This window comes from Actinocorallia libanotica, from assembly GCF_039525175.1.
Taxonomy (GTDB): domain Bacteria; phylum Actinomycetota; class Actinomycetes; order Streptosporangiales; family Streptosporangiaceae; genus Actinocorallia; species Actinocorallia libanotica.
Map to the genome: position 1 here is coordinate 172,688 of NZ_BAAAHH010000006.1, position 23,189 is coordinate 195,876.

General features: G+C 67.7%; 20 protein-coding genes and 2 pseudogenes. 9 read left to right on the forward strand and 13 right to left on the reverse strand.

What is annotated here, in order from left to right:
* The first annotated feature begins 49 nt into the window (after positions 1-49).
* Positions 50-565, forward strand: coding sequence for a bactofilin family protein (locus ABD140_RS10865; protein ID WP_344239486.1), 516 nt, complete (start codon positions 50-52; stop codon positions 563-565).
* A 16-nt stretch (positions 566-581) separates the two neighbouring features.
* On the opposite strand, the gene ABD140_RS10870 is transcribed toward ABD140_RS10865, so the two are convergent.
* Together ABD140_RS10870 and ABD140_RS10875 are read right to left on the reverse strand one after the other, a co-directional pair.
* Positions 582-1,355, reverse strand: coding sequence for a hypothetical protein (locus ABD140_RS10870; protein WP_344239488.1), 774 nt, complete (start codon positions 1,353-1,355; stop codon positions 582-584).
* A 66-nt stretch (positions 1,356-1,421) separates the two neighbouring features.
* Positions 1,422-2,990 (reverse strand): BCCT family transporter, encoded by a 1,569-nt coding sequence (locus ABD140_RS10875; RefSeq protein ID WP_344239490.1) that lies wholly within the window; start codon positions 2,988-2,990, stop codon positions 1,422-1,424.
* A 142-nt stretch (positions 2,991-3,132) separates the two neighbouring features.
* Here ABD140_RS10875 and ABD140_RS10880 point away from each other — a divergent pair, with 142 nt between their 5' ends.
* Positions 3,133-6,243 carry an ATP-binding protein gene (locus ABD140_RS10880; RefSeq protein ID WP_344239492.1) on the forward strand — a complete coding sequence of 1,037 codons (3,111 nt, stop codon included), beginning with the start codon at positions 3,133-3,135 and terminating at the stop codon, positions 6,241-6,243.
* 31 nt (positions 6,244-6,274) lie between these two features.
* Here ABD140_RS10880 and ABD140_RS10885 read toward each other — a convergent pair whose 3' ends face one another.
* Together ABD140_RS10885 and ABD140_RS10890 are read right to left on the reverse strand one after the other, a co-directional pair.
* On the reverse strand, positions 6,275-7,117 hold the full coding sequence (locus ABD140_RS10885) for an ABC transporter permease (RefSeq protein WP_344239494.1): 843 nt from the start codon (positions 7,115-7,117) through the stop codon (positions 6,275-6,277).
* Positions 7,114-8,097 carry an ATP-binding cassette domain-containing protein gene (locus ABD140_RS10890; protein ID WP_344239496.1) on the reverse strand — a complete coding sequence of 328 codons (984 nt, stop codon included), beginning with the start codon at positions 8,095-8,097 and terminating at the stop codon, positions 7,114-7,116. Before ABD140_RS10890 ends, ABD140_RS10885 begins: the two co-directional genes overlap by 4 nt.
* 219 nt (positions 8,098-8,316) lie before the next feature.
* Here ABD140_RS10890 and ABD140_RS10895 point away from each other — a divergent pair, with 219 nt between their 5' ends.
* Positions 8,317-9,444 carry an HNH endonuclease gene (locus ABD140_RS10895; protein WP_344239498.1) on the forward strand — a complete coding sequence of 376 codons (1,128 nt, stop codon included), beginning with the start codon at positions 8,317-8,319 and terminating at the stop codon, positions 9,442-9,444.
* A gap of 172 nt (positions 9,445-9,616) precedes the next feature.
* On the opposite strand, the gene ABD140_RS40095 is transcribed toward ABD140_RS10895, so the two are convergent.
* On the reverse strand, positions 9,617-10,300 hold the full coding sequence (locus ABD140_RS40095; RefSeq protein WP_425544102.1) for a pentapeptide repeat-containing protein: 684 nt from the start codon (positions 10,298-10,300) through the stop codon (positions 9,617-9,619).
* Positions 10,252-10,395 (reverse strand): annotated as a pseudogene (locus tag ABD140_RS40100) (pentapeptide repeat-containing protein); the annotation flags it as partial. The pseudogene ABD140_RS40100 and the gene ABD140_RS40095, both read right to left, overlap by 49 nt.
* On the opposite strand from ABD140_RS40100, the gene ABD140_RS10905 reads away from it, so the two are divergent.
* Together ABD140_RS10905 and ABD140_RS10910 are read left to right on the forward strand one after the other, a co-directional pair.
* Positions 10,345-11,130, forward strand: coding sequence for a hypothetical protein (locus ABD140_RS10905; protein WP_344239502.1), 786 nt, complete (start codon positions 10,345-10,347; stop codon positions 11,128-11,130). The pseudogene ABD140_RS40100 and the gene ABD140_RS10905 overlap by 51 nt on opposite strands.
* 365 nt (positions 11,131-11,495) lie before the next feature.
* Entirely contained in the window at positions 11,496-12,962 is a 1,467-nt protein-coding gene (locus ABD140_RS10910; RefSeq protein ID WP_344239504.1) for a tyrosine-type recombinase/integrase, read from the forward strand.
* 135 nt (positions 12,963-13,097) lie between these two features.
* Here the strand turns inward: ABD140_RS10910 and ABD140_RS10915 are convergent, their stop codons facing one another.
* The 4 genes from ABD140_RS10915 to ABD140_RS10930 all read right to left on the reverse strand — a co-directional run bounded on the left by ABD140_RS10915 (position 13,098) and on the right by ABD140_RS10930 (position 15,988).
* Positions 13,098-13,319, reverse strand: a complete 222-nt coding sequence (locus ABD140_RS10915) for a helix-turn-helix domain-containing protein (protein ID WP_344239506.1) — start codon at positions 13,317-13,319, stop codon at positions 13,098-13,100.
* 3 nt (positions 13,320-13,322) lie between these two features.
* A complete protein-coding gene (locus ABD140_RS10920) occupies positions 13,323-13,832 on the reverse strand; it encodes a hypothetical protein (RefSeq protein ID WP_344239508.1) in 510 nt (169 codons plus the stop codon).
* 240 nt (positions 13,833-14,072) lie between these two features.
* Entirely contained in the window at positions 14,073-15,566 is a 1,494-nt protein-coding gene (locus ABD140_RS10925; protein WP_344239510.1) for a relaxase/mobilization nuclease domain-containing protein, read from the reverse strand.
* Positions 15,563-15,988: a plasmid mobilization protein gene (locus ABD140_RS10930; protein WP_425544101.1), complete on the reverse strand. Its 426-nt coding sequence runs from the start codon at positions 15,986-15,988 to the stop codon at positions 15,563-15,565. The genes ABD140_RS10925 and ABD140_RS10930 overlap by 4 nt, the downstream gene beginning before the upstream one ends.
* Positions 15,989-17,014: 1,026 nt before the next feature.
* On the opposite strand from ABD140_RS10930, the gene ABD140_RS10935 reads away from it, so the two are divergent.
* The 3 genes and pseudogenes from ABD140_RS10935 (at position 17,015) to ABD140_RS40105 (ending at position 19,916) form a co-directional block, all read left to right on the forward strand.
* On the forward strand, positions 17,015-18,460 hold the full coding sequence (locus tag ABD140_RS10935; protein WP_344239514.1) for a pentapeptide repeat-containing protein: 1,446 nt from the start codon (positions 17,015-17,017) through the stop codon (positions 18,458-18,460).
* A gap of 161 nt (positions 18,461-18,621) precedes the next feature.
* Positions 18,622-19,405, forward strand: a pseudogene (locus ABD140_RS10940) (IS5 family transposase); the annotation flags it as partial.
* A 229-nt stretch (positions 19,406-19,634) separates the two neighbouring features.
* The gene (locus ABD140_RS40105; RefSeq protein ID WP_425544104.1) at positions 19,635-19,916 is read left to right on the forward strand and encodes a hypothetical protein; all 282 of its coding nucleotides are present in this window, start codon (positions 19,635-19,637) and stop codon (positions 19,914-19,916) included.
* Positions 19,917-20,119: 203 nt separating this feature from the next.
* Here the strand turns inward: ABD140_RS40105 and ABD140_RS10950 are convergent, their stop codons facing one another.
* Both ABD140_RS10950 and ABD140_RS10955 read right to left on the reverse strand, forming a co-directional pair.
* Positions 20,120-20,317, reverse strand: a complete 198-nt coding sequence (locus ABD140_RS10950) for a DUF397 domain-containing protein (protein WP_344239516.1) — start codon at positions 20,315-20,317, stop codon at positions 20,120-20,122.
* Positions 20,314-21,117, reverse strand: coding sequence for a helix-turn-helix domain-containing protein (locus ABD140_RS10955; RefSeq protein ID WP_344239518.1), 804 nt, complete (start codon positions 21,115-21,117; stop codon positions 20,314-20,316). Before ABD140_RS10955 ends, ABD140_RS10950 begins: the two co-directional genes overlap by 4 nt.
* Before the next feature lie 247 nt (positions 21,118-21,364).
* Here ABD140_RS10955 and ABD140_RS10960 point away from each other — a divergent pair, with 247 nt between their 5' ends.
* Entirely contained in the window at positions 21,365-21,757 is a 393-nt protein-coding gene (locus ABD140_RS10960) for an ATP-binding protein (RefSeq protein WP_344239520.1), read from the forward strand.
* A gap of 167 nt (positions 21,758-21,924) precedes the next feature.
* On the opposite strand, the gene ABD140_RS10965 is transcribed toward ABD140_RS10960, so the two are convergent.
* The gene (locus ABD140_RS10965) at positions 21,925-22,713 is read right to left on the reverse strand and encodes a hypothetical protein (RefSeq protein ID WP_344239522.1); all 789 of its coding nucleotides are present in this window, start codon (positions 22,711-22,713) and stop codon (positions 21,925-21,927) included.
* Positions 22,714-23,189: the final 476 nt, after the last annotated feature.

Sequence of the window (23,189 nt, forward strand, 5' to 3'; positions counted from 1 at the left end):
CTCATGATGCGCTCATGCGCGGCTCACCCCCCGTGCCGAAGGTGGGGGCATGAAAAAGTTCCTGTTCCTGGCCCCCCTGGCGCTCGCCGCTCCGCTCATCGTCGCCGCTCCCGCGGCGGCCGACGACGACGTCACCTGCCGCGGCACGATCGGCGCCCGCTTCATCGACGGCAACGTGCAGGTCCCCCGCGGCGCGACCTGCCGCCTCCTCGGAACCCGTGTCGACGGTGATGTGAAGGTCCACCGGAACGCGACGCTCGTCGCGCGGGGCCTCCGTGTCGAAGGGAACATCCAGGCGTCCGGACACCGGCGCGTCGACGTCCGCCCCCGCTCCGGCGCCCGCTCTTCCGTCGACGGCAACATCCAGCTCGAACGCGGCGGTCAGGCGCACATCGTCCGCACGGTGGTGAACGGCGACATCCAGCTCTTCGGCAACGGCGCCCGCCAGTTCGTCCAGCGCAACGTCGTCGACGGCAACCTCCAGTGCAAGAGCAACCGCCTGAAGGTCCGCGGCGGCGCCAACCGCGTCGACGGCGACAAGGAAGGGCAGTGCCGCCGCCTGTGAAGGGCGGCGCCGGCGGTCAGGTGAGGCCGGGGGCGGGGGCGGGGAGCGTCGACAGGCCGATCGTGGGGCAGAAGGCGCGGGCGCGGACCGCCTCCCGGCGCGACGCGGCGCGGGAGGACGCGAGGGCCTGGGAGGTGGCCGCCTCCATCATCGGAGAACCGAAGCCCGATCCGCCGAAGCCGAACCCCGACCCGCCGATATTGTTGATCACCGCCATCGAGCCGAGGTGGGAGCTGCGCAACCGGTCGGAGACCAGCACGGCGTGCAGCTGGCCGCGCTGGCGCAGCCGCAGCAGCGCGCGGGCGGCGGGCACGCCGAGGCCGTCGGGCGTACGGGTGGGCAGGAGGGCCTGCGGGACCTCGGTCGGCGAACCGTCCTTCCGGCCGACGTTCTCAGCGATGATCATGCTGGTGTCGTGGTCGACGGCCGAGCGTTCGGCGTGGATCCACCGCAACTCCTCCAGGTCGGCCGGAGACACGGTGATCTGTCGGTAGACGTCGCGGTATTCCGGTGTCATCGCCAGCGCCGCCAGGCCCGGTTCCGCGACGGCCGCGACGCAGTCGTTCCAGCCGAGCGCGACCGCCGCCCGCAGGTGCGCGATTCCGCCCGCGACGTCCCCGAGGCGGCCGCAGACGTCGGCGAGCAGGGCGTGCAGCAGAGCCTCCGTCCAGCGGGGGCCGCGTTCGCCCGCGGCGGACAGCAGCCTTCCGAGGTCGCTCCGCGCCTGCTCGTGGTCGCCGCTGATCATCGCGCCGCACGCCTCGTGCAGCTCTTCGAAATCGATCTCCATGCCGTCCCACGGTAGGGACGCGATGTCCGTCCGGGAGGTGATCGGTGTCCCGTCGGGGACGGGAGATCACCGGGTGTCGTCCTCCCCGCTGACGCGGCGGAGGGCGTCCGGCAGGCCGCGCGGACGGCGGCGGGGGAGCGGCCCCGCGCCGGGGTCCTCGCGCAGTTCCTTCACCAGCGCCACGCAGAGCATGAGCATGACGACCGCGAACGGCAGCGCGATGAGGATCGTCGCCTGCTGCAGCGCCTCCAGCCCGCCGGCCAGCAGCAGCACCAGTGCGACCAGCCCGATCAGCACGCCCCACATCACCACCAGGGGCCGGGCGGGATGGAGGGAGCCCCGGGTGGAGAGCGAGCCGAGCACCAGGGAGGCCGAGTCCGCGCCGGTGACGAAGTAGAGCGCCACCAGGACCGCCGCGACCGCGGTGGTGAGCGCGCTGAGCGGCAGGTCGTCGAGGAGCGCGAACATCGCCGCCTCGGTGCCTTCGGCGAGCTTCGCGGAGAAGTCCGCCGCGCCCGACAGCTGCAGCCACACGGCGCTGCCGCCGCTGATCGAGAACCAGAGCAGGCTGGCGCCGGAGGGGATGAGCAGCACGCCGACGACGAACTCGCGGATCGTGCGGCCCCGGGAGATCCGGGCGATGAAGGCGCCCACGAACGGGGCCCAGGACATCCACCACGCCCAGTAGAAGAGGGTCCACTGGCCGAGCCACTCCTTGTCGATGAACGCGCCCGTCCGCGAGGCCATCGGGATCAGGTCGTTCAGGTAGCCGCCGAGCGAGGCGGGGACCAGGTCGAGGATCGCCACGGTCGGGCCGAAGACGAAGATGAACGCGGCCAGCAGAACGGCCAGGTAGACGTTGAGGGTGCTGAGGATCCGCACGCCGCGGTTCACCCCGGAGGCCGCCGAGAGGACGAACGCGGCGGTCAGCACGACGATGACGGTCACCTCCAGCCGCCGTCCGCTGATCCCGAACAGCTCGTTGAGGGCGTACTCCACCTGGAGCGACCCCAGGCCCAGGCTGGTCGCGGTGCCGAAGGCCGTGGCCAGGATGGCCAGCAGGTCCAGCAGCCGCCCCACGAGGGGCCTGGGCCGCCCGCCGAACAGCGGGGTGAACGCCTCGCTGAACCGGTTGCCCCGCCCCATCCGGAAGGTGGAGTAGGCCAGGGCCATGCCGGTGACCGCGTAGATGGCCCAGGGGTGCAGGGTCCAGTGGAACAGCGAGTACTCCATCGCGGTCCGCGCGGCCTGAGGCGAGCCCGCCGTGATGCCCAGATCCGGAGGCGGGTCGAGCAGGTGCGTCATGGGTTCGGCGACGCCGTAGAACATCAGCCCGATGCCCATCCCGGCGCTGAACATCATCGCGGTCCAGGAAAGGTTGCTGAATTCCGGGACGTCGTCGTCCCGGCCGAGGCGGATCCGGCCGAACCTGCTGAGCGCGAGCACGACGGCCAGGACCAGGAAGAGGTCGGCGGCGACCACGAACAGCCACCCGAAGCCGGCCACCACCCACCCGAGCGCCGCGTCCCCGGCCCTGGTGAGCGACTCGGTGAAGACCGCCCCCCACAGCACCACCGCCAGCAGCAGCCCCACGGCGACGGCCACCAGTGAGAGATCGGGTCTCAACGGCCGCATCACGCCTCCAAGATCACCACTTTGGGTGATCGGAGTAATCCCCTACGTGAAAACCGGCTAACCGGCGTCCGGGCGCACGGTGCACCTTACTAGGTAAAGGCGGGAAGCGGGAAATGTCGCCGAGGAGTCTAGACTCAGGGCCATGCCGATCGATCTGAGCCTGCTCGACGGCGTGCGGTGGCGGGGTCGGCCGGTGGTCGGCGAGCGGGCGCGGACGCTGCTCGCCGCCCTCGCGCTCTCCCGCCGCGCCGTGACCGCCGAACGGCTCGTCGCACAGGTGTGGGGCGAGGACGAACCGGCCAACCCGGCGAAGGCACTGCAGGTCCTGGTGTCGCGCACCAGAGCGGTCGTGGGGGCGGAGGCGCTGGTCACCGAAGGCGGCGGCTACCGGCTCGACGTCCCGTCCGACGGGGTCGACGCCGACCGGCTGCACACCCTGGCGGACCGGGCGCGGGCACTGCTCGCCGAAGACCCGGCCGCAGCGGCCGCGGCGGCGCAGGAGGCCCTCGTGCTGGGCGCCGGAGCGCTGCCTCCCGAGGACGACGGCCCGCTGTCCGAGGTGCGCCGCCGCGCGGAACACGACCTGGCGTCCGCGCGGGCCGTGCTCGCCCGCGCCCGGAGCCGCGGCGGCGACCACGAAGCCGCGCTGCCCGGGCTCGAAGAAGCCGCGCGCGAACACCCCGAGGACGAGGGCCTGCTCGCCGATCTCCTGCACAGCGAGGCGGCGGTGCGCGGGACGGGCGCCGCGCTGGAGCGCTTCGAGGACCACCGATCGGACCTGCGCGAGAGGATCGGTGCCGACGTCGGCCCCGAACTGCGGCGGATCCACCGCGAACTGCTGGCGCTCGACAGCCCCGTACGCGCCGGCGTGCGGTTCGACGCGACGCCGCTGCTCGGCCGCGACGACGACCTCCGGCGGGTGCGGGCACTGCTCACCACGTCCAGGGTCGTCTCGATCCTCGGCCCCGGCGGGCTCGGCAAGACGAGGCTCGCCCACGCCGTCGCCCGCGAGGCCCCGCAGCCGGTCGTGCACTTCGTCGAACTGGTCGGCGTGACGGCGCCCGAGGACCTGGTCGGCGAGATCGGGTCGGCGCTCGGCGTCCGCGACTCGGTGGCCGGACGCCACGCCCTCACCCCCCGGCAGCGCGCCGACGTCCGCACCCGGATCGCCCAGCAGCTCGACCTGGCCCCGACCCTGCTGGTGCTCGACAACTGCGAGCACCTCGTGGGGGCGGTCGCCGACCTCGTCGCCCAGCTCGCCGCCACCACGCGGGAGCTGCGCGTCCTCACCACGACCCGCTCCCCGCTGGCGATCTCCGCCGAACGCGTCTACCCGCTGCCGCAACTGGGCACCGGCGACGCCGTCGCGCTGTTCCGCGACCGCGCGACCGCGGCCCGGCCCGGTGTGCGCCTCGACGAGGAGGACGTCCGCGCTCTCGTGGCCCGTCTGGACGGCCTGCCGCTCGCGATCGAACTGGCCGCCGCGAAGGTGCGGGTGATGTCTCCGGCCGAGATCGCCCGCCGCCTGGAGGACAGGTTCGCGCTGCTGCGCGGCGGCGACCGCAGCGCCCCGTCCCGGCACCAGACGCTGCTGGCGGTGATCGACTGGTCCTGGAACCTCCTCGGCGAGCGGGAACGCCGCGCCCTGCGTCGCCTCTCGGCCTTCCCCGACGGTTTCGCCCTCGACGCGGCCGAAGAGGTACTCGGTGACGGCGCCCTCGGCGACATCGAGGAACTGGTGGAGCAGTCCCTCCTCACCGTCGCGGAGACGGCCGGAGACGTCCGGTACCGCATGCTGGAGACGGTGCGCGAGTTCGGCCGGATGCGGCTGGAGGCGGCCGGCGAGACGGCCGAGGCCCGCGCCGCCGTACGCGCCTGGGCCGTCGGCCACGCCGACCGGCACGGCACCCGGCTGTACTCGCCGGAGCAGGTCGACGCGATGGACCGGCTGCGCCTGGAGGAGACGAACCTCGCCGACGTCCTGCGCGAGCTCCTCGCCGAACCCGACCCGGAAGCGGTGGTGGTGCTGTTTGCGGCGCTGGGCGGCTACTGGTCGGTCTGCGGGGACCACACGCGCAGCGCCGTTCTCATCCCGGTGATCGCGCAGGCCCTGACCGGCTGGACGCCGCCGCCCCGGCTCCTCGACCGCACCCGGACGGCCCTGGGCATCGCGCTGATCAACGCCATCGTCGTCTCCCTCGACGGAGCCGAGGTCCTGGTGGGGTCGCTGGCCGAGCTGGGCGCCGACTCGCCGAACCCGGCGGTCCGGGCCCTGGTGACCTCGCTGCTCGCCATGGCGTCCGACCCCGAGCACGGCATCGAGACGCTGGCCGCCGCGACCGACCCCCTGATCCGCGCGATCGGACTGCACTGGCTGAGCCACGGTCGGGAGAACGCCGGCGACCACGCCGGCGCGATCGAAGCGGCACGCACCTCCCTCGAACTCATCGGCGAGGAAGGCGGCCCCTGGCATCGCGCGATACTGCACACCCAGCTGATCGGACTGTACGCGCAGGTGGGCGACTTCGCGGCGGCCCGCGCGCACGCCGCCGAGGCGCTCCCGGTACTCGACCGCCTCGGGGCGGTGGACGACGCCGTCCAGACCCGTGCCGTCCTCTCCACGGCGGCGCTCGTCGAAGGCCGCCGTGACGACGCCGCGCGGCTGCTCGAAGAGCTGGAGAGGCTGGCCCCGCAGGGCTCCTACAGTGAGGCCCTTTCGGTGGCGGCCTGCCGGGCCCAGCTGGCGCTCGTCGACGGCGACATCGCCGAGGGCCTGCGGCAGTACCGCGAGGGGGCTCGGACACTAAGGAACCTGCGCATCCCGGGCGCGCCGGACAACCTCACCCCGTGGACCGTCGTGGGCGAGGCCATCGCCCTCTCGGCGTTCGCGCAGTACGGCGAGGGCGCCGAGGGCGCGGACCTCTTCGCGTCGCTGCGGGCCGAGATCCCGGCCCTGTTCGACATGGACACCCCCTTCAGGGACTTCCCGGTGGCGGGAATGGCGCTCGTCGGACTGGGCATCTGGGGCCTGCTGAAGGAGGCGCTGCCCGTCGAGGACGCCGTCCGGCTGCTCGTGCTCGCCGAGCGCTTCGCCTACAACCGGTTCGTCCTGACGATGCAGTGGCCGACGCTGTGCGCCCACGCCGAACGCGTCGCCCCCGGCGCCATGGCCCGGATCGAGGCCGGATACGGCGAACGGCGCGGGCCCGACCTGCTCGCCGAGGCCCGCGCCGTCCTGGCCCGGGTGGTCTGACGACCGCCTGGTTCGGGCGGTCCGACGGGCGCTACATCTTGCGCGAGTAGGAGCGGACCGCCAGCGGGGCGAACACCGCGACGACGACCACGCAGCCGGCGACCGCCCAGCCGACCTCGGCCGTCACCTTCCCGTCGTTGAACAGGTCCCGCACCGCGGAGACGACGTGCGACACCGGGTTGACCTTCACGAACGCCTGCAGCCAGCCGGGCAGCGTCTCGGCCGGCACGAAGGCGTTGGACAGGAAGGTGAGCGGGAACATGATCATCATCGAGATGCCCTGCACGCTCTGCGCCGACCGCGCCATCGTGCCCAGCCAGGTGAAGATCCACGCCAGCGACCAGCCCGCGACCACGGTCAGCACCACGCCGCCGACGCAGCCGAGCACACCCCCGCCGGGCCGGTACCCGATGGCCAGCCCGGTGAGGAGCGTCAGCACCGACGCGAGGGCGTACCGGATCAGGTCGGCGACCATCGGCCCCGCCAGCGGGGCGATCCGCGCGATCGGCAGCGACTTGAACCGGTCGAAGACCCCCTTGTCCATGTCCTCGCGCAGCTGGACACCGGTCGCCATGCAGACGGTCAGCGCCGTCTGCGCGAGGATGCCGGGGATCAGGACCGGAAGGTAGTCCGAGACGCTGCCGGAGATCGCGCCGCCGAAGATGAACGCGAACATCCCCGTGAACAGCAGCGGCTGGATGACGACGTCGAAGAACTGCTCCGGCTTGCGCCGCATCTTCTTCAACGCCCGCCACGCCATCGCCAGGACCTGGGTCTGGGTCTCCCGCAGCGAGCTGCGGGACGCCGTACGGGCGACCGCGGCGGCCGGGTCGACGCGCCGGCTGCCGGGTACGGTCGGGGCCAGGGTGGTCATCGGACCGCCTCCATCTCGGGTTCGTTCTTGGATTCGTCGTCGGCGCCGTGTCCGGTCAGCGCCAGGAACACCTCGTCCAGCGTCGGCTTGGCGACGCTCACCGAGGCGATGCCTATCCCCGCCTCCCGCAGCCCGATCAGCACCTCCGCGGCCCGGTTCGGGTCGGGGAGGGAGACGTTCATGCGCCCCGCCTCCGGGGTGAGGACCGGTTCCTCACCCAACGACCGCCGCACGACGCTCGCCGCCGCGGCGATGTCCCCGGCGTCCGCGAGCCCGAGCTGCAGCGTCGAGTCACCCACCTGCGTCTTCAACGCGTCGGGAGTGTCCTCGGCGACCTTCCGCCCCCGGTCGATCACCGCCACCCGGTCGGCGAGCTGGTCGGCCTCGTCGAGGTACTGCGTGGTGAGCAGGATCGTGGACCCCTCGGTGACCAGCTCCCGGATCGTGTCCCACATCTGCCCTCGCGTCCGCGGGTCGAGCCCCGTCGTGGGCTCGTCCAAGAAGATCAACGGCGGCCGCGTGATCAGGCTCGACGCCAGGTCCAGCCTCCTCCGCATCCCCCCGCTGAACTGCGACAACGGCCGGTCGGCCGCCTCCAGCAGCCCGAACCGCTCCAGCAGCTCTCCTGCGACGCCCTTCGCCCGCCCACTGGACAACCCCTGCAGCCGAGCGAACAACCAAAGGTTCTCCCGCCCCGTCAGATCCTCGTCCACCGACGCGTACTGCCCCGTCACCCCCACCAGCTGCCGAATCCGATGCGGCTCCCGCCGAACATCCACCCCGAAGACCTCCGCCCGCCCCCCATCGATGGGAAGCAAGGTGGCGAGCATCTTCAGAGTGGTCGTCTTCCCCGCCCCGTTAGGCCCCAGAACCCCGAAGATCTCCCCCCGCCGCACCTCAAGATCGACCCCGTCCACGGCCCGAAAGTCCCCGAACGTCTTGACCAACCCGTCAGCCCGGACGGCACTGAGATCCGCCATAACGCGCCCCCTCTCCCCGCCGGGCACCTCCCGGCGACAAGAAGAGCTTCCGCGCTCCCGCCTTCACCTTGGCTTCAGGTCGGTTTCACCTTGCCCTGGCCGGTTTCACGGCCTCCTACTCTCGCTCGCGAAGTCCTCGACCCGGTGGATCCCGCTGGACGGCGATGCGATCAGGCAGACAACGGGTGATTTATCGTTGCTTAATGTCAAAGTGTCTGCATGGACCTGACCGCCGCCGCAGTGCACTCGGCCCTCCTCGAGTTCGATGACCTCGGGCGTGAGGCGTTCCTCGCCAAATACGGATTCCACCGAGCCCGGAAGTTCTTCGTCCGCCATGAGGGCCGCGAGTACGACTCGAAGGCCATCGCCGGAGCGGCACACGGCTACCTTCCCGGCACCGCCCCCCTCCGGGCTTCCGAGTTCTCCGGCGGAGAAAGCCATGTGGTCGGCGTGCTGCGGGCACTGGGATTCACCGTGATCGACCGAAGCGCCGACCCCATCCCTCTGGGGCCTTTCGCACCGATCCGCGGCCTGAAACCGAACTGTGTCAAAAGCGGCCCGATGCTCAAGCAGGCCGTCGTCCTGGCCTGGGCCATCGGACGAGCCGTCGAAGGGCACCCCCGCCTGGAACCCTGGGCACAGACCCGAGACCTCCTCCACCCCCTGCTGAAGGAGCACAAACGCGACGGCGAGAGCGACCGTCCGAACCCCGCCCACCCGGTCGCGGCGCTCTACCAAGCCGGCCTATGGGATCTTCAAGGGTTCGACGGCGTGGTGCCGACCGCACACGGACACCCCGAAGACTGGTTCGCTTCCCACCAGCCCCTCGGAGGACTGCCGACCGCATGCCACACCCTCGTCCGGGCATCCGCCACCGCTCGGTTCGAAGTCCTCGACGCCTTGCAGGAGAAGTTCGAACTACCGCTGGAAGAGTACGAAGCACTCCTTTCGGCAGCCGGAATCGATAACGCCCCCAGCCCTGTCGCCGACAGCGATTCCTACGCCCGCCTGTGCCGCCTCGCCGAGGCCAGAGAGCGGCGTGGCCTGCGCAGAACCCAACTCCGAAACGAGCCGGTCAGACTGGACCCCGCCCGCCAGGCCGTCCTCGAACGCAGCGCCGGCCACTGCGAATTCTGCGGCGCCCCCGCCCCTGACGTCACCGACCGCGGCACCCCCGTCCTGGAGATCGACCACATCGAAGGCCTCGCCGCAGGAGGCCGAGACCACCCCGAGCAGATGATCGCCCTGTGCCCGAACTGCCACGCCGTCAAAACCCGCGGAACCAGCCGCCACACCATGACCGAACAACTTCGCATCACAGCCGCCCACTCCACGAACACCACCTGAAACCGAACCACCGACCCAGCCCGGCACCCGACGCGCCATGACCGCCGACGACCTCCCGTCCGCCGTCATCACCGTCGAACCAACCGCCCCATGGGCCCATCGCCGCCCGTCGCCGTCTCGATTCCCCACCCTTCCGGCCAATCGCTCCCAACACCCGCGCGCCGCCGCCTCCTCAAAGCCGGAGGACGATGAAAGCTCGTCCCGCTGAACCCGGTCTTCCCACCGAACCGCGCCCCCTGGAACCGCGCGTTCCCGTTGAGCCGCACCCTGTCGAACGCAGCACCCCACCGAACCGCGTCTCCCCGTTGAACTGCGCCCCGTCGAACGTGATGTCCCCGTCGAACACAGCCCTGCTGAACCAGGCGTTCCCGTCGAACTGAGCCTCCCCGAACCCGGCGTCTCCGCTGACCCGCGCCCCGTTGAACCAAGCGTTCCCATAGAACTGCGCCCTATCGAATTCAGCGTCCCCGCTGATCCGCGCATTGCGGAACCTCGCGTCGCCGCCGAACTGAGCCTCCCCGAACTTGGCGCTTCCCCCGAACCGCGCCTCGTCGAACCAGCCTTCCCCCCTGACCTGAACCTCATCGAACCAGGCGTCCTCACCGACCTGCACCCCGTCGAATCTGGCGTCCCCGCAGCACTCCATCTCGCGAAACCAGGCGTTCCCACTGAACCGCACTCCGATGAACCAGGCATCTCCGCTGACCCGCGCCCTGTCGAACCTGGCGCCTCCGCCGAACCGCGCCTCGCTGAACAGGGCACCCTCACTGAACTGCGTCCTGCTGAATCCGGCCTCCCCTCGAACCGCGTCTCGCCGAACAACGCGTCCCCGCCGAACTGCGCTCCGTCGAACCAGGCGTTCCCGCTGAACCGCGCTTTCGTGAGGTCTATCGAGTGGATGTGGCAGAGAGCGAGGTCGAAGTCGATGAGATGGGCTTCGGCGAGGTCGATGGTGAGGCCCGGCCAGTAGGTATCGGGCGTGTCATTTGGTTTGGTGGTGAGGTGCCGCTTAAGGAGGCGCTGGGCGGCGAGGCGGACTTGGAGTTCCTGGCGCGCCGCGATGTCGGCCTCACTGGACGGCACGTCGGGACCGGACTCGGGCGGGCGACGGTAAGGCATGCGCAGATAGGCGCAGATGACATCGGTGACGGTCTGACGGTGGGCAGAATGGTCCTGGGCGAGGCGCTCCAGGGAGTAAAGGCCACCGAGCCGGACAGCGGCTTTGTCGTGGCCGAGCTGCTCGACGGCTTGGCCGTACAACTCAGTGACACGGCGTTCGACGGCGTCATGAGCCGAGACCCGAGCCACCTGCTCGACATGGGCCTGAGTGAGCCTGGCGACGCGTTCGGCATGGGCCTGGATACGCTCCGCCCGCTCACCGGCGGCTTCGTCGATACGCTGGCGGCGATAGGCGGTGACCAGGGCGACGAGAGCCCCGATACCGGCGACGAGAGCGAAGACGAGCTTCAGCAACTCCAGCTGCGCGGCGGTGTCCAGCGGCTTGGGTTCGGCCCGGGGCGGCGACCCCAGCAGCCAGGCCAGACCGAACCAGGCGGCGACCAACAACAGAACCGCACCGGTAAAGGCGAAGCCGAGCGCCCGCCGGATCGACCACAACCCCAGCGCCCTATGCGCGTCCCTGACCGGCTGAGGCTGCGATACAGCATTCTCATCACTCACATTTGAGGATGATAGGCACACGAATCCGCTATCGCGGGGAATCCATCCCAATAGCCCGTAGGTTTCAAAGGGCCTCGCGGTTGCGCTCACTTCGCCAAGAAGGCCGGCGAAAAGCGAAAGGCCTGGGTCGGGTTCACGGTCTCGACCTGGACCTTCGTGGTGTGGGGCGGCTGACGGGAATCGAACCCGCGTAGCTGGTTTGGAAGCGAGCTCGGGCGTCCGCTTTGCCAAGTCGTGACCTGGGTAGGGATTGATTAACTTGCTGGTCAGAGCCGGTTTTCGTGTTGACCAGTGCAAGATCGTCTCACTGCGTATCAGCATGATCCAGTGACAAATGAGTGACAAATGATCAAGGTGCGAGGAGGTTCTCCGTGGGCTTCACCCGGCAGCGGACCGGCAGGAACGGCAAGATCAGCTACCAGGCTCTGTACGACGACGCGTCCGGGATCCGGCAGACCGCCGGGACCTTCGGGACGCTGAAGGAATCGGAGAGGGCGTGGCAGGCGGCCGAGGCGAAGATCGCCGAAGGCCGAACATGGGATCCGCGACGAGGTAGACAGAAGTTCGGCACGTACGTCATGGAGACGTGGCTGCCGAACCACCGGATCGAGCTCAGCACCAAGCAGGACTACCTGGGGGCTCTGCGGACGCACATCCTTCCGTACTTCGAGAACATGCGGATGTGTGATATCAGCTCCCAGGACGTCCGTTCCTGGGTCACGGGCCTCAAGACGAAGGAGGTGGGCAGGCATCGGATCGCGTACTGCAAGGGCGCGGTTCTGAACGCCATCTTCACGACCGCGGTCAACGACGGGGTCATCCTGCTGCACCCGAGCAGGGGAGTGCCGACCGACCCGATCCCGGAGAAGCCGCGCCGGATCATCACTGCGGACGAGTTCGACCAGATCTACGCGGCGCTCCCTGACGAGACCTCCCGCCTCCTCGTCGAGACGGCCATCGAGAGTGGCCTGCGTTGGGGTGAGCTGGCCGAGCTCCGGGTCAAGGACCTCGACTTCGGGACCAACATCCTGACTGTCAGCCGTGTGGTCCTCTACCTGTCCTCAGAGATCCACCCCGAGGGCAAACGGAACCTGGTCAAGGAGTACCCCAAGGGCCGAAAGTGGCGAAAGCTCAAGCTCAGCGGTCAAATCGTCGCCAAGCTGCAGGACCACGTCAAAGCCGAGAACCTCAAGCGAGACGACCTCTTCTTCTCTCGCCGCCTCGACTACAGGCCGGTTTACGAACCCGTTCAGGATCCCGAGTCCCTCGGCTACACCGAACCCAACGAGAACGGCCGGGTCTACCGGCACGGTACGACCACCGCCTACGGCCTGGGTAAGTGCCGCTGCCAGCACTGCCGAGCCGCCGTTGCCGCTTACCGGGCCAAGCGCCGTGCAGCAGGTAAGGACAGCCCCCGCAAGCCCCGTGTCATCGACCTTGACCCCCACATGAACGCCACCTGGTTCCGCAACGGCACCTGGAGACCGGCCTGCGAAGCCGCTGACCTCGGCTTCAACCCCCGCTTCCAGGACCTGCGCCACGCTCATGCGTCCTGGCTTCTCGCGGGTGGAGCGGACCTCCAGGTCGTGAAGGAGCGCCTCGGCCACGCGAAGATCACGACAACGGAGCGCTACCTCCACACGCTGCCCACCGCCGACGAAACCGCCCTTGCAGCGCTCAAGAAGATCAGGAACATCGAAGTTTCCGAAGATGCGACCACCGCGCTGAAGGCCGAGCTCGAAGCTGCCAACGCCGAGATCGACAAACTTCGCGCGGTCCTCGCCAGGCAGCTCATCGAGCAGCACTTCGGCTCAGGATCCGGAATGAGTTCGGTGTAGCCACCCGAGCGAAGACCCCCGCTGCCGAGCGTGAGTGCAGAGGCCGGTTCCCGAATCATCGGGAACCGGCCTCTCGGTGTCTGGCGGTCACTCAACCGTCAGGAGCGAACGCAGCCGAACGGCTTCGGCCCGTTCTCATGTACCTTTCTGCGCGTCTTCCGGCGGGCTCATGAGCTTGATCAGTTCTTTGAGACTGACCTTGTAGCTCGCCCCGACCACGATCACGTGGCAGGGGAACTTGCCTTTCCGCGCCAACTCGTAGGCTTTGGTCCGTCCGATCCCCAGGATGCCCGCCGCCGTTATCAGGTCGATGAACGGCGGCAGCGAGCCCAGGTCGTCCAGGGTCGCGTGCCCCATGCCTCAGGCCTCCTTCTTGGCCTGGACGTCCCGAGCCTGAGGTTTCCGTCCTTTGCTGGCGTCGCCGGGGGAGGACATCCGCACCGCCTCCGCGACGGTCAGCGGGAAGGCATGACGCGCCAACCTCACGGGGCTGAGTTCGGGCTGTGCGTTGATGGCGTGGAGCGCGTTCTGCGCACGCCCGAGCGTGGTTGCGAGCTTCCTTGTCATCGCCCCGGCGGCGAATATTGCTTCCTGCGCCCGGTGGACATCTGAGGCTGGGCTGTGCCCCAGGTCGTGCCCGAGCTTGCCGGCGTCGAGTTCCTCGCCGAGGAAGCGGTGGAGCTGCCCGAGGCTCTGCTCCAGCCCGTACACGGCGACGGCGAGGTTGCCCAGGACGGTGTAGGCGGTTCCGGGATAGGTCAAACCCGGTGGCCCGGCTGTCGCGTGGTTGAGTTGCCGCACGCCCTCATACAGGTCGCGGGCGATCTGCTCGGTGCGGTCGTCTGCTGCTTGCTGCTTGTTGTTCGTCATCTGCTGCGCACCTCCACGAAGTGGTCGGGGTCGGCGCAGCACAACGCGGTTCGGCTACCGCGCGAGCCCTCTCGGTGCTCGCTCGTCGGGTTCCCGTTTCCTCGACTCAGCCATAGGCGCTCCTTTCTCTTCGATGTCTCCGCGATGCACTGCACGTCATGCTCATTGATCGAGCACTGCCACGCACTTTACCCAAAGCAACGAATGATTACTCGTAGCAATGTTGCCGGGGTGGTGACGTCATCGCCCGCGTCCTCGCCCACGACCTGTGGACGGCCCTGGCCGCGTCGGGGGAGGGTTGCTCCAGACGATCCCGCCCGTCGGTGGCGTGGGGAAGGAAGCGGCGGCGAGCGCTTCGGGCAAGAGCGGTCCCGATTGTGCCAACGTATGCGCACGAGATTTGGTCATGTCCTTCAGCTCCTCCGAAGCTAGGCGTGCGGCTTCGGCCTGGGCGCCCCTTCCCTGGCGTGCGCGGTGTTCGGCCACCGCCTCTGCGAGGTCGGCCAGGCATGAAATCAGCTCGATCAGCGCGACCGTCATCTCGTAGGTCTTTCGGCTCTCGGGCCCCATCGCGTGAGCGAGCAGTCGGCTTGCCGCCCTCAACCCTCGCGAGTAGCCACCCAGCGGCGCCACCCGTCCGTAAGGTTCCCGCCCTGCTCTGGCGTAGATATCCGCGACGTCGCCCAGCCGTGCATTCCCCGTCGCCTGTGCGGCTGTGTACAGCATGCCGGTGGTGGCAGCCGCGATGTCGGCGCGCACCTGTGGGCTGCTGCTCCACCGGAACTGCTGGGCCGTTCGGGTGACGGCCTTCGCGGAAGCCCGGTAGAGCGCCTCCCGCTCGGCCGCGTTCCGTCCGGCTCGCGGACGGAAGGAGAGGTCGACGGAGAGCGCCGGATCAGCCCACCTCCGGAGCAGCTTCGGGAGGCTGAGTTCCGGTGCGAGCTTGCCGCCGGAGAACCAGACCTGCTGCCCGTCCTCGGCGAGGTCACTGGGCAGTCCGACCTTGTATCCGGTCACCTCGGACGCATCCAGCTTGCTGTACCGCTTGGCGACCAGCAGCCCTGCCTCGTCGAGCTTGCCGAAGAACTCCTCCATGCCGCCAGCCCCGGCTGCAGCGGTCGCCACCGCCTTCCGCAACGTCTGCCGGGGAATCTCCCCACGTCCCTGGCGTGCGGCCTTCTCCAGCTCGGCTCGGGTGGGCCGTGGCGTGGCGGTGCGATCAGCCGACGCCGTCCGCCTCAATCCGTACCGCTCTTCAACGGCGAGGCAGGCGCTCCTGACCTTGAGTTTGTCGTTCCACAGCCGTGGTATGTGCCCGTCTTCCCGAGCGAGCGTGACGACGAGGTGGATGTGGTCATCCGCGTGCCGGATCGCGATCCACCGGCATCCGGCTTCATCCTCGGCCCGGACGAGACCGACCCTGTGGAGGGTCTCCTCGGCGATCTCGGCCCACTGCTCGTCACTCAGATACGGGTCTTCCGGTGCGGCCCGCAACGAGCACTGCCAAACGGGCTGCTCATAGCCCGACTCCTGGAGGGCCGTGACCGGCTGACGCAACAAGCTGATCAGCGGTCGAAGATCCCGCTTCCCCTCGCTGATGCTCGGCTCCAACTCCATAGGCGCCCGGAAGCCCGCCACCACATGCGGGTCTTCGTGCACGCTGCTGCGGCCAGGTCCGTACAGGTAGACGATCAGGTTCCCGACGTTCGACCCGCGGGTGATCTTCCCGATCATCGGTGGTCGATCACCTCGTCCAACCGGACCGCCAATGCCTCCAGCTGCACCAGGCCCGCCGCCACCCGCTCCAGGCACCGTCCCAGCTCCGGCGGGCACTCCCCGGACGTGTGAAACCGCATGGTGATCTGGTTGAGGTTTGAGCCCACCCGCCGGACCTGCCGATTGCTCTCCATGACTTCACGCAGCAACGCCCGATCAGCAGACCTCGCCAACGGCATTTCCTCACGCGCCGCCAAGAGAACCGCCTCAGCGGCAAAGAACGTACGGGTCATTCCATTTCGCTCTGCTGCTGCCTTGATCGCCTCGTGCTCGTTCTCGCTGAGCCGCAGGCACAGACACCGCCGCCGCGCACCCTCCCCGCGCCGCCGATACCCCCGCTGACGTGGCGACCTGTCTTCGCCCTGCCCACTGTCTGACACCCCACCTCCAGGCTCGCCGTGTGGACCGCGCCCGGTTCACACCCGCCCAAAGACAAATGTGAGGACCGCGCCCGGCCCTCACATTTGTAGCCACAAAGGCATCATCTTGCACCCGGCGGAGCTGAGCCGATAGGTGACGGTGGAAGCCAAAAACTGTCTTGCTTTCTCGACTGTGCAGGCGAAGTGCTAAAGAATTACGTTTGGTGCTGCAGGCATCGGGTTGAAGCGCTTGAAGTTGAGGCGGACGACGACCACGTTGTTGCCCTCAGGGTCCTGGCTGAGGACGTCGCTTGGTAGCTGATTCTTGGGCTGAGTGCCTATACGTTCCCACACTTGGTGGTCGTTCCTCGAGACGTACTCTGACCGTCAGGTACGTCGTGCCCTGCGTCTTAAGGACCACAGGTTCACTGGCTGACTCGGTGCCAGGCATCCGGCGGCATCACCGCTGAGGCCGCGGGGCGGCTCGTCAGAGTCGAGTTCGTCGACGCAGGAAGCGGAGCGACGACGCTGAGGCAGGTGATCCGTCTAGCGGCCCCGAGAACGACCGGGAGTTGTGGTTGCTCGACCTGCGTTCCGAGGAGGGGGGTTGGCGACATCACAGCCGACTCGCGCTCCATGAACAATCCAGGGCGTCAGCACCGCCTGAAGGGTTCACTGAGCCTAATGGGGGAATTCCACCTTGAAACTATCTGCCGTTCCCGAAACGTCTAGTAGCCTGGAATGGACATTCCTATGCACCCCCCGACGGGGAGGTGATACCCGATGCTGCCGGGACCGCAGATCACGACGGGGTGCCCGAGAGGAAGAAACCAGAAGCCGGGCGGACATCCGCACTTAATCCACAACTCCCGCCAACATCTGCCCCGGAGTTCTCCAATAGCCACTCGGGGTTCAGGGATCTTCACGGACAGAAGCGGCGTCTAAGTGGATGTGAGCGATTTCCCCCCTACCGCACCTGCCGACGACCCTGCACACGGTGAAGGGGATGGTTTGCGACGTCGTCGCTTGGCCCAGGGGGTGCTGGCGGTGATCGGCGGAGTGGCAGTACTCGCGGTGCTGTTCGTCGTTCTAGGGCCGGCAGCGGCTTGGTGGGTGGAGCACATCGACAAGGTGCCGCTTAACGGCCAAGGGGCAGTGGCGGGCAAGGAGCGCCAAGAGGTACTGGACAACGCTCGCGGACGCTTGGCTGGGATTGCAGCCGGACTGCTCGCAGCTGTGGCGATCTTCTACACCGCGACCAACGCGGCCTCTGCTCGCCGTACCGCCGAGGCCTCAGTCCGCAGCTCTGAGGCTGCCCACCGCGCCGCCGAGGCGTCCGAGCGCACCACCCAGGCCGCCTTCCAGAGCGCGGAGGCTGCCCAGGAGACATCCCGTGCCGCCATCCGCACCGCTGCTGCGACTGAGCAGGGCGTGGTGACCGGCCGGTTCACCGCTGCGGTCGACCAGCTCGGCTCCGACAAATCCGCCGTCCAGCTCGGCGGTGTCCACGCTCTAGCTGGCATCGCCAGCGACTTCTCCAGCCTACGTTCAACCTGCATCGACGTCCTGTGTGCTTATCTGCGTCTGCCGTATGATCCCGACCCCGGTGAGGACGGCGACTCCGAGTCTCGCAAGGCTTACCGCGCCTTCCGCGAAGTCCGCCATACCGTCATCCGCCTCATCGGCAACTATCTTCGTCTACCCGCCGAACACCCGCGTTCCTGGCAAGGCCACAGCTTCGACTTCGCCGACGTCGTCTTCGACGGCGGCGATTTCCACCACGCACACTTCTCCGGTGGCACCTTCAACTTCAGGGGAGCGAAATTTACCGGCGGCACCACTAACTTCCGGAACGCACACTTCTCCGGTGGCACTGTCGACTTCGGGGGTGCGGAGTTCGTCGGCGGCACCGTCGACTTCGCGGAGGCAGAGTTCACCAGCGGTGCCGTCGACTTCCTGTACGCAAAGTTCGCTGGCACCGTCAGTTTCGAGGGTGCGAAGTTCGTCGGTAGCACTATTAACTTCAAAGGTGCAGAGTTCACCAGCGGTGGAGTTGAATTCAACAGTGCTGAGTTCGCTGGCGGTAAAGTCGACTTCCAAGGAGCGAACTTCACCGGTAGTACTATTAACTTCTTGTTCGCAAAGTTCGCTGGCGGCAGAATCAGTTTCTGGCTCGCAGAATTCGCTAGTAGCAACGTTTGCTTCCCGAGTGTGAAATTCATCGGAAGCACCGTTGATTTCTGGGAGGCTGATTTCACTGGTGGCATCGTCGAATTCGGAGGTGCGCACTTCTCTGGTGGCATCGTCGACTTCGTGGAGGCGAGATTCATTGGTGGCACCGTTGGCTTTAGAGGCGCAAGGTTTGCCGGAGGCACTCTCGACTTCAGTAGGACACTAGGGGACCGACCGCCGTCGTTGGCCACCGAAAGTCTACGCGGGGTTCTACTGCCGCCAAATTGGGCCCTGTCTCCGACTCAGGAAGAGGACCTCTGATCTTGAATCGGCTCCTGTGAGAGCTGTCGGGCCTGCCCAGCAGGCCCGACAGCTCTCACTAGGCTCATTGAGAGCTCATAACAAAATTCTTCTGTCTCGCGACAAGAGGTGACGACCTGTTGTGTGGTGGTCTCGTGAAGAAGGGCGAGCAACCCCCATGGATCGTCTCCGATGGGCTGTGGGAGCGGATTGAGCCGCTGCTGCCGAAGGTCGAGCGGCGCAGGTGTCACCCTGGTCGGCGGCGGTTGGACGACCGCAAGGTGTTGTGCGGGATCCTGTTCGTGCTGCACACCGGGATCCGGTGGGAGTTCCTGCCCGTGAGCTGGGGTTCGGCTCGGGCATGACGTGCTGGCGCCGGTTGCGGGACTGGCACGAGGCCGGCGTATGGGACGCCCTGCACCAGGCCCTGCTGGTGGAACTGCACACCGCGCGGCAGGTGGACTGGTCGCGGACGGTGATCGACAGCAGTCATGTGCGGGCGCTCAAGGGCGGCCCAAAACCGGCCGGAGTCCGGTCGACCGTGGGCGGGCGGGCTCCAAGCACCACGTCCTGACCGACGGTGGTGGCATTCCGCTGGCCGTCTCCCTGACCGGCGGCAACCACAACGACGTCCCCCAGCTCGTCCCGTTGCTGGACAGGGTCCAACCGGTGCGCGGACGGGTGGGACGGCCCCGCCGACGGCCGGACCTCCTGCTGGCCGACCGGGGCTATGACCAAGACAAATACCGGCGCCTGCTGTGGCAGCGCGGAATCAAGCCCGTCGTCGCCCGCCGCGGCACCCCGCACGGCTCCGGGTTGGGCGCCCAGCGTTACGTCGTGGAGCGCACGATTGGCCTGCTGCACTGGTTCCGACGGCTGCGCATCCGCTGGGAGATCCGCGACGACATCCACGAAGCGTTCCTGATCCTGGGCGCAGCCCTGATCTGCTGGCGACACCTCGCCCGCACTTTGTTAGGGCCTCTTAAGAGGCAAGGTGTACTACTGCGTGATCCTGGACGTCTACTCCCGCCGGGTGGTCGGTTGGGTCATCGACTTGTGCCAGCAAGCCGACCTGGTCACCTAAGCTTTCGAATACATGACCCCGATACAGTTCGAAACTACCCACATGTCGAACCCAATCTCCTCACCAATGAGTCCGTGAAACTGGGGCAACACCACCCTGTTCCGAGAGGACGTGGCAGTTCGGCTCAACCCCGAACACCTGCTTGAACTCGTCGATGAACGCTACGAGTTCTTGTGTGGCCGGTCGAGCTTGGCCGTAAAGACAACCAAAGCGGCCTTGAGGATCTCGTTCGCCCGCTTCAACTCGGCGACCTCGGCACGCAGTTTCTTGATCTCCTCAGCTTCATTTTTCTGGCCTCGAGCTGACCCCCATGAGCACCAGCGTGCTGCCACCGAGGTTGTTGGGACGGGTGAAAGCTACGTGCTCACCACCGGCACCGGTTTTGGCAAGTAGCTCGCCTACATCGTCACGACCGTCGACTGAGTGCTGCGCAAGCGCGGTTAGGGCAGCAGGGGTGGGGGGTGAAGACGATCATCGTCTACGCCATCCAGCGTAGATCGGTTCACGCTTGTCGGCCCGGTTGCGGCCTTTGAACGAGACGCAGTCAGAGCCCCACAAGAATCCCGTGAGGCTCTAGCTGCGGACGGGAAGACGGGTTATTCGGTTGAACGGAGGTGCCGGACGAGATCGCGGAACCTGCCAAGGTGGACGGCGAGCTTGGGGCCGTCGGGATTCTTGCTGTCTCTGATGCCGATCAGCCCGGGAAGGGAAGCGACTTCCACGCACTGGCCGGAGGCGCCGCCGCTGTGGCTGCTCTTATGCCAGGTGGCGGAGTTGAAGTCGGGTTCTGTCATGATTTCTCCATGAGGTCACGGATCATCCGTTCGGTATCCGTGTCTGACAGGGCCTTGTTACGGATCAGCTCGAACAGTACCTCCAGCTCGGCCAGATGTTGACCCGCCTCAATGAGCAACCCCTTGCGACCTGCGCTTTCGACGTAGCCCATCGGGGGACTTTCGGGAGAGCTCAGGATCGCGAAGGCACCTTCGGGGCAGAGCTCAGCGTCTCCGGGAACCATGTGCAGGGCGACCCTTGGTTCGGCGGCCAGCTTGAGCAGATGCTCATACTGCTTGCGCATCACCTCGCGGCCGCCGAACGGGCGATGCAACGCGAACTCGTCGAGCAGCGCGATGAGCATGGGAGGCTCTTCGCGGTACAGGATCGCTTGCCGCTCCACCCTGGTGACCACTAGTCGGTCGATCTTGTCCGGCCGGTTGCCCGCGCTGAGGACGGCACGGGCGTACTCCTCGGTCTGGAGTAGCCCATGGATGACGAAGTTCTCGTACAGCTTGATCATGTTGGCTTCGGCTTCCACATCCGTGTACTCCAAGAAGCCCGCTGGAAGGCCGATCTCCTCCACGACGCGGGGCTGGAGTGCAGTGAAGAACTCGGGGATGCCGAAGTATGCGTCGAACGCGGCCGAGAGTTTGGGGCTCGGGGTGCGGGTGCAGTTCTCGATGCCGCTGATCAGGCTCGCCGATACGTGCACCTTCTTGCCGAGTGTGGGCTGGGAGAGACCATGCTCCTCGCGGAGCCGCTTGAGGTGGAACGCGTACATGCCGCGGGCTGATTCGCGCGGTTCGGGGAGAGTCATCGGAATCCTTCCCAGCCTGCACACGGTGTTGTGTCGGCCTGGCGGCGGCTGTGCTGGCTCGCTCGTGGCCAAGCGTAACCGTGCGAGCACAGGATCGGGGGTGAGTCAGAGAACCCCAGATCAAAGGCCTTCCATGACACCCGATCGACACCTCACGCTGCCAGCGGAGCCCGGCTCATCCGTCTCCCGCACAACCGGGCACGTTCTTCCCGCGCGGCACCTTCCTGATCCGCCCGCGCAGAAGGACGTGATCCTGCGCCTGTACGCCGTGGGGGAGGGCGCCCGCCTGGCCCGCCACCTCGTCCGCTCCGTCATGGCCACCTGGCCCGCGCCTTGCGACACCGACACCGCCGTCACCGTCACGGGCGAACTCTTCGCCAACGCTTGCGCCGCCACCCCCGGCCGTCCCGTCTGGATCTACGTCTCCTGGCACCAGGACGGCGCCCTCGTCTCCTGCTGGGATTCCAACCCGGCCTGCCCGGCCGAGCCCTCCCTCCCAGCCGACCTCCTGAACGAGACCGGCCGCGGCATGTACCTCATCCACACCCTGTCCCTGGCCCACGGCATCACCCCCGAGACCCGGGACTCCATCACCGGCAAGTCCGTCTGGTCCCTCGTCCCGACCCGTCGCTCCTCCTGATCCCCGGCCTGCGCGCCGGGGCACCGACCGGCGCGCAGGCCGGGTCCACGCGTCGGACGACCCCGGCATCGGGCCTCCGTCAGACCGGTGCAGGACAGAGGCGGACCAACTGACCGCCGGCGTTTCTACAGGCACCGGTGCCGGAGAGCCTCCCCGGGCCTGGGCGGTCAGCGGAGCGACGCCAGGGAAGGATGGTCCCTTAGGCCGTCGAGGCCGTGGATCCGGTAGGTCGTGTAGGAGATGAGGCTCGGGAGGGACGGGCCGAAGAGCGCCAAGGGCGCGGCACCGGAGAACTCGAAGACGGCGGACCGGCTTATGGGCTCAGGATGGAAGGCCGTCACGGCGTAGTAGGAGAAGCTCCTCCACTGGCCGGAGACCAGGCAGATCAGCCGCCGGTCGGTCGCTATGACCCGTGTGGTGCACTGGTCGCGCCAGCACTGCATGGCGTCGGCTCGGGCCTGGCTGCGGCGGACGGCGTTGCTGAGGGCCGTCATGGCGACGCCCGCGGCGACGAGCCCCGGATGGCCGAAGAACACTCCGCTGACATGCCGGTACGTGGCCTTCCGGCCGTAGAAGCGTGCGTAGTTCGCCTGGAGGTCGAGATACGCGTGCTCGTTCGCGTCCAGTACGGCTCCCCAGACGGTGAGGGGCTCGAGCGTTCCGCCCGCCAAGAGCAAGGCGGTGAGCTGGCGTCCCTCGTCATGGCCATGCCGCTGGGCGGCGGCGAGTTCGACCCGTTGGGACTCCCGTGCACGTCCGCTCTCTCGCAAGGCCAGAATTCCGAACACGGGAGCCGCGAATGCGCTCAGCAGGCAGATGCCTCCGAGAAGCAGCGCGGCCCGCATGGCCGGGAGACCCTCGCCGTCGGACGAGACAGAGACGAACGCCAGGGCGGCGAAGAAACTGATCGCGCAGACTCGCACCGAGCCGGTGAACCGGGACTGCCACCGCCGCATACCGTCACCGCCTTCCGGAAAACGACCTCCAGCGGCGAGGCTACGACCGGGCCCCACCGGGCGCACGGCGATGCTTCAGATGAGGGAGAGACCGAAGGGATACTTTCCTGAGGCTTTCAGCAGATCCCGGAGACGAGCCGTGTTCTTGGTCGGTCCGACCTACTGTGGATCGGGAGGGTTTGCCGTAAAGCCGATGACGGAGGTCATTTTGCCCAAGCTCGCGCTCACCAAGTCCTGCCTTGCTGAGTACGGGCGCCTCCCGAAGCCGGGGAACATCAAAGAGTCCAGCAACCCGAATCCACCCAACACGGGGCACATCAAAGTCTTTAACGAACCCGGGGCGGTTCACGACGCCATCCCGTATCGTCCATACATCGCCCCCTGTGTACCCCGTCTAGATCGCCTACCCAGCGTACGGATAAAGCAACAGACCGTCCATGCCCGCTCGTTGGAATCGGCCGCTGGCCTCGGGTCCC